6 protein-coding genes are annotated in these 5,207 nt (G+C 31.0%); 3 read left to right on the top strand and 3 right to left on the bottom strand.

Translation table 11 applies throughout. The annotated features are described in order from the left end of the window. Positions 1-255 precede the first annotated feature (255 nt). Complete coding sequence (locus tag ACHZC3_RS02880; RefSeq protein WP_394758373.1) at positions 256-687, bottom strand: DUF4268 domain-containing protein; 432 nt, start codon at positions 685-687, stop codon at positions 256-258. A 102-nt stretch (positions 688-789) separates the two neighbouring features. On the opposite strand from ACHZC3_RS02880, the gene ACHZC3_RS02885 reads away from it, so the two are divergent. After that, on the top strand, positions 790-1,428 hold the full coding sequence (locus tag ACHZC3_RS02885; protein WP_394758374.1) for an NUDIX hydrolase: 639 nt from the start codon (positions 790-792) through the stop codon (positions 1,426-1,428). A 45-nt stretch (positions 1,429-1,473) separates the two neighbouring features. Continuing rightward, entirely contained in the window at positions 1,474-2,289 is an 816-nt protein-coding gene (locus ACHZC3_RS02890; RefSeq protein ID WP_394758375.1) for a lysophospholipid acyltransferase family protein, read from the top strand. A gap of 4 nt (positions 2,290-2,293) precedes the next feature. Here ACHZC3_RS02890 and ACHZC3_RS02895 read toward each other — a convergent pair whose 3' ends face one another. Beyond that, positions 2,294-2,944: a hypothetical protein gene (locus tag ACHZC3_RS02895; RefSeq protein WP_394758376.1), complete on the bottom strand. Its 651-nt coding sequence runs from the start codon at positions 2,942-2,944 to the stop codon at positions 2,294-2,296. A gap of 12 nt (positions 2,945-2,956) precedes the next feature. Further along, complete coding sequence (locus tag ACHZC3_RS02900) at positions 2,957-3,451, bottom strand: RNA polymerase sigma factor (protein WP_394758377.1); 495 nt, start codon at positions 3,449-3,451, stop codon at positions 2,957-2,959. Between the two features lie 305 nt (positions 3,452-3,756). Between ACHZC3_RS02900 and ACHZC3_RS02905 the strand changes: the two genes are divergently transcribed. After that, positions 3,757-5,061, top strand: a complete 1,305-nt coding sequence (locus tag ACHZC3_RS02905; protein WP_394758378.1) for an NAD(P)/FAD-dependent oxidoreductase — start codon at positions 3,757-3,759, stop codon at positions 5,059-5,061. Positions 5,062-5,207: the final 146 nt, after the last annotated feature.

Consider the following 5,207-nt stretch of genomic DNA (forward strand, 5'->3'; position numbering starts at 1 on the left):
ACCTATAAAACTAAAAACAGCACCAAAAACGTTTTTGGTGCTGTTTAATTTATCTATTTTTGTCTAATAATCTGTATCGATTATTTAGGACTAGTCATAGTTATGACATCGGGTTTTTCAAACTATTTTTTAAAATTATTTCACGAAGATTCTCAAAGAAAAAAACACAGAGGTTCACTATATTTTTTTTTTAATTTTCTTGGCTTATCTCTGTGAAACCTTTTTGAATCTTTATAAAATAAAACTGCTTTTTTTTTAAATATCCTTAATAAAACTTTCGTATTCGAGATAAAAACGCTCCAGTTTATCCATTTTTTCATAAAAAAAATCGAATATTTCGTCCCAATATTGTCTATTACTTACACTAACTTCGAGCTTTTCGACCCAAATACGACTGATGGTTTTTTCGCTTTCGAGTGTATATTTGCTTTCAAAAACTAAGTCTTTAATAAATTCTTCTTCAAGAATAGTTTTTAGAGATTCTAATTTTTCAAAATAAGTTTTACGTTTTTCTGCATCACGCATTTCTATATCAATAAGAACTTGAGCTTTCTTATTATCTACAAAAAATTTAAAAGAAAAATCTTTAATTTTTGTATCGTATAAAATCCATTTTCTTGGATATTTATCGGAAAATGAAATCCAGAATTCTCGTTTTAATCTTTGGCTTTCTTCTTTGGTGTACATGATTTATATAATGTAAGAATTTGGAACTTGAAATATTTAAGCTATCTTTATAATTGTGTTTTTTCTAAACCCGTAAATTAATTTCTTTTTAAAAATTGCGAAATGGATTTTTCAGATTTTTTAAAATATGTGCCAAAAATAGCAAAAGAATCGCTACCAGCGACTATTGCGCATGCAAAAATGATTCCTCCAGAAAGAATCGAATTATTAAATAACCAAGATTTTTCGCAAATTATTCCCAAGAAAGCAGCAGTTTTGATGCTTTTATATCCAAAAAACAAAATCACCCATTTGGCATTAATAGTTAGAAATTCTTATCCCGGAATTCATGCCTCGCAAATTGCTTTTCCTGGAGGAAAAGTTGAAGATTTGGATTCATCACTTTCTGAAACTGCTTTGCGAGAAACACATGAAGAAATTGGCGTTACTGCAAAAAAAGTGACTCTTATTAGAGCATTTACCGAGGTTTATATTCCGCCTAGTAATTTTCTTGTTTCCCCATTTTTAGGTTTTGCCGAAGAAGAACTTTCGTTTACTTTAAGCCCTGATGAAGTCGACGAAGTTATCGAATTACCTTTATATCAATTCCTTGATGAAAAGATTGTTATTACTGTGAACATGTCGACTTCCTACGCTACAAATATTCAAGTTCCCGCTTTTCAGATAAATGAGCATTTAGTTTGGGGAGCTACTGCCATGATGATGAGCGAGTTGAAAGAAATTATAAAAAAAGTCTTATAAACTAATAGTTTTTGTAAATTTGTAGTTCACCTTTTTTATAAAATTATGGGATTATTTAAGAGAAATCCTTTCGGACATATACTTTTTCTAAAAAAATGGTTAATCCGAATTTTTGCAGCCATTACACACCGCCGTTACAGAGGATTTAACGAATTGCAAATAGACGGTTCGGAAATCATCAAGGCTTTGCCCGATACAAATGTTTTATTTATATCGAACCATCAGACTTATTTTGCTGATGTTGTGGCTATGTTTCATGTTTTTAATGCCAGTTTGAGCGGGCGTCAGGATAATATTAAAAACCTAGGTTATATCTGGCAACCAAAATTGAATATCTATTATGTTGCGGCAAAAGAAACTATGCAATCTGGTTTATTACCTAGAATTTTATCTTATGCAGGAGCAATTTCGGTAGAAAGAACTTGGCGTGCAGGTGGTAAAGATGTAAACGAAAAAGAGAAAAAAGATATAAATCCTAACGATACCGAAAATATAAAAATTGCTTTGGCCGATGGTTGGGTGATTACTTTTCCGCAAGGAACAACAAAATCATTCAAACCTGTTCGCAAAGGAACTGCTCATATTATAAAACAACACAGGCCTATTGTTGTTCCAATAGTTATCGATGGTTTCCGTCGTTCTTTCGATAAAAAAGGATTGCGAATGAAAAAGAAAGGAATCTTGCAAACTTTTACTATCAAAGAACCACTAGATATTGACTACGATAATGACACAATTGAAGAAATTGTTGAAAAAGTAGAATATGCAATCGAGCAACATGCTTCTTTTCTAAAAGTAATTCCAGCAGAAGAAATTGAAGAACAAGCAGAATTAGATAAATTGCGTAAATGGCAATACTAAGTTTTTAAAGATCTATTTTTTTAAGTTCTTCAAAGTTGTTTTTTAGTTTTTTAAGCAAAAATCCGTATAATAATTTGTAAAAAAACCAAAAAGCTGTAGTTAGTATTCCTGTAACAATGACAACTACTAGAAAAGAAAGTATATAAATATTCGTTGGTATTTCAGTAATATTATCATTATGCGCTAACATACTGCTTTCTATTCCTTTTTTAAGTCCAAAAGTAAAAATCCCAATAAACAAAACTGCAAAAGTAACTAGATTGAATAAAATATAATTTTGTACAATTTTTCTAGTTTTAAATATATTTTTCATCAACAATTTTGTATTATCTGTTGTAGAAACTTTTTTGTACATAATATAAAATCGTACTATAAAGTAAACAATAACTGCATATATAATACTAATCATTATTTGATAATAAGTGTAAATACCCAAATCTTTAATAAACTTCGTGTTTTGCTCATCAAATTTTGTAAATGACAAAACAATACTCAAAATTAAACCAAAACTGAGTTCCAAAATACTAATAATAAAAATCCATTTTACAGTAGAAGAAGAGTTTTTATGCAACATCGCATAAATCTCCTTCTCCGAAAACTTCGGATAATTATTATTCTTATTCCAATCCTTTTTTAATAAATCCAGCTCTTCCATATATCTTTTTCCTTACGGATTAATAATTTTCTTCAATTTCCCTTTAATCCGATTCATCTTTACTCTTGCATTTACCTCACTAATTCCTAATGTTTCAGATATTTCTGTATAATCTTTATCTTCAAGATACATAAAAACTAAAGCTTTTTCAATATCGTTTAATTGCTGAACTGCTTTGTACAAAAGTTTTAAATGTTCCTCTTCTTCATAATTATATTCCTCTTGCAATACAAAATGCTTGCCAGTTTCAAACTCAATTGTATTTACCGTTTTGGTGTTTTTTCTATATAAAGTAATTGCAGTATTCAGAGCCACACGATATGCCCAAGTAGAAAATTTACTATCCCCACGAAACTTAGGAAAAGCTTTCCATAACTGAATGGTAACTTCCTGAAACAAATCATTATGTTCGTCTTGATTTTGAGTATATAGCCGACAAATCTTATGAATAATATTCTGATTTTCTTTTAGTTGCGCTACAAATGACTGCTCTAATGCATTACTCATATCGAGTTAGTAGTATTTTATTAAATTATGTTACAAAGTAAACCAATAAAAATGAGGAGCACAACATTCCGTTCTTTTTCAACAGTCTTCCCGCTTTTCGTTCCAATCTTTTATAATTTGTTCTTCGACAAGCTCAGAATGACAAATTATAAAAAGGATTTCCACTGTAATCGGGGCTATAAATTAGCGTTCAAATTCTATTCAATTTTCAAAAAACAAAACTTATATTTCCTTATATGCCTTATATGGTTTAAACCAAACTCTTTGTACCTTTGTCACTCAGAACCATAGAGCCTAAAAAAAGAATGAATATTCCACAATCAACCTTACCTCGCATAGTCATTATTGGTGGCGGATTTGCAGGTATCTCAATAGCTAAAAAACTAAGAAACAAAAACGTACAAGTCGTATTGTTAGATAAACACAATTACCATACTTTTCAACCTTTATTATATCAAGTAGCTACGGGTGGACTCGAAGCAGGGTCTATTGCCTACCCTATTCGAAAAGTCATTCAGGAATACAAGGATTTTTATTTCAGATTAACCGCTGTCAAAGAAATTGACACTAAAAATCAGAAAATCATATCCGAAATAGGCGATTTACATTACGATTATCTAATAATTGCTACGGGAAGTAAAACCAATTATTTTGGCAACAAAGAAATTGAACGCAATTCGATGTCTATGAAAACTATTCCGCAGTCGCTCAATATTCGTAGCTTGATTCTAGAAAATTTTGAACAAGCCGTTCTTACAAAAGATGGAGCTGACAAAAATAGTTTAATCAATTTTGTACTGGTTGGTGCAGGGCCAACAGGAGTTGAACTTGCAGGAGCATTAGCAGAAATGAAAAAAGCTATTCTTCAAAAAGATTATCCAGATTTAGATGTTTCTAAAATGGAAATAAATCTAGTACAAAGTGGAGATAGGATACTAAATACCATGAGCGAAAAATCCTCAAAAGCTGCTGAAGAGTTTCTATTGAGTTTGGGTGTAAAAATCTGGAAAAACGTACGTGTAACTAATTATGATGGTCGCACCATTTCGACAAACTCCAACTTAACTTTCGAAACTGCTACAGTAATTTGGACAGCAGGAGTTCAAGGAGCAGCAATTGCAGGACTTAATGCTAATTCTTTAGTTGAAAGAGTCGAACGCATTCGTGTAAATGAATACAATCAAGTAAACGGTTACGATAACATATTTGCTATTGGAGATATTGCCTCAATGGAAACTGATAAATATCCGCAAGGACATCCTATGATGGCACAACCTGCACTACAACAAGGAGATTTGTTAGGCGAAAACTTAATCAAACTTATTAATAAAAAACCTCTAAAACCTTTCGAATATAACGACAAAGGTTCTATGGCAACTATTGGTCGTAACAAAGCCGTTGTCGATTTGCCTAGATATCATTTTAATGGTGTTTTTGCTTGGTTTGTCTGGATGTTTGTGCATTTATTTTCACTTATTGGTTTCAAAAATAGAGCCGTTGTTTTCCTAAATTGGGTTTATAATTACATACGTTTTGATAGAGAAGGACGATTAATTATTAGACCTTATAAGAAGAAGAGTTTTGTGACTTTTACTAGTGATGAGATATAAACAAAAAAATAGCTTGAATAAAATTCAAGCTATTTTTTATTTATTGATAATGTCTTGTCCTAAAATAGCGATACATAAATTCATCGTTATGGAAAACACCCAGGAACCTCGCTATGTAAAGCGTACCCAAAAAGACTACAGTATGT

Source organism: Flavobacterium sp. (assembly GCF_043720215.1).
Lineage (GTDB): Bacteria > Bacteroidota > Bacteroidia > Flavobacteriales > Flavobacteriaceae > Flavobacterium.

Excerpts from the sequence above, each read along its gene's own strand:
- ACHZC3_RS02890 (WP_394758375.1), top strand. The coding sequence starts at position 1,474 with ATGGGATTATTTAAGAGAAATCCTTTCGGACATATACTTTTTCTAAAA.
- ACHZC3_RS02885 (WP_394758374.1), top strand. The coding sequence starts at position 790 with ATGGATTTTTCAGATTTTTTAAAATATGTGCCAAAAATAGCAAAAGAA.
- ACHZC3_RS02900 (WP_394758377.1), bottom strand. The coding sequence starts at position 3,451 with ATGAGTAATGCATTAGAGCAGTCATTTGTAGCGCAACTAAAAGAAAAT.
- ACHZC3_RS02880 (WP_394758373.1), bottom strand. The coding sequence starts at position 687 with ATGTACACCAAAGAAGAAAGCCAAAGATTAAAACGAGAATTCTGGATT.
- ACHZC3_RS02905 (WP_394758378.1), top strand. The coding sequence starts at position 3,757 with ATGAATATTCCACAATCAACCTTACCTCGCATAGTCATTATTGGTGGC.
- ACHZC3_RS02895 (WP_394758376.1), bottom strand. The coding sequence starts at position 2,944 with ATGGAAGAGCTGGATTTATTAAAAAAGGATTGGAATAAGAATAATAAT.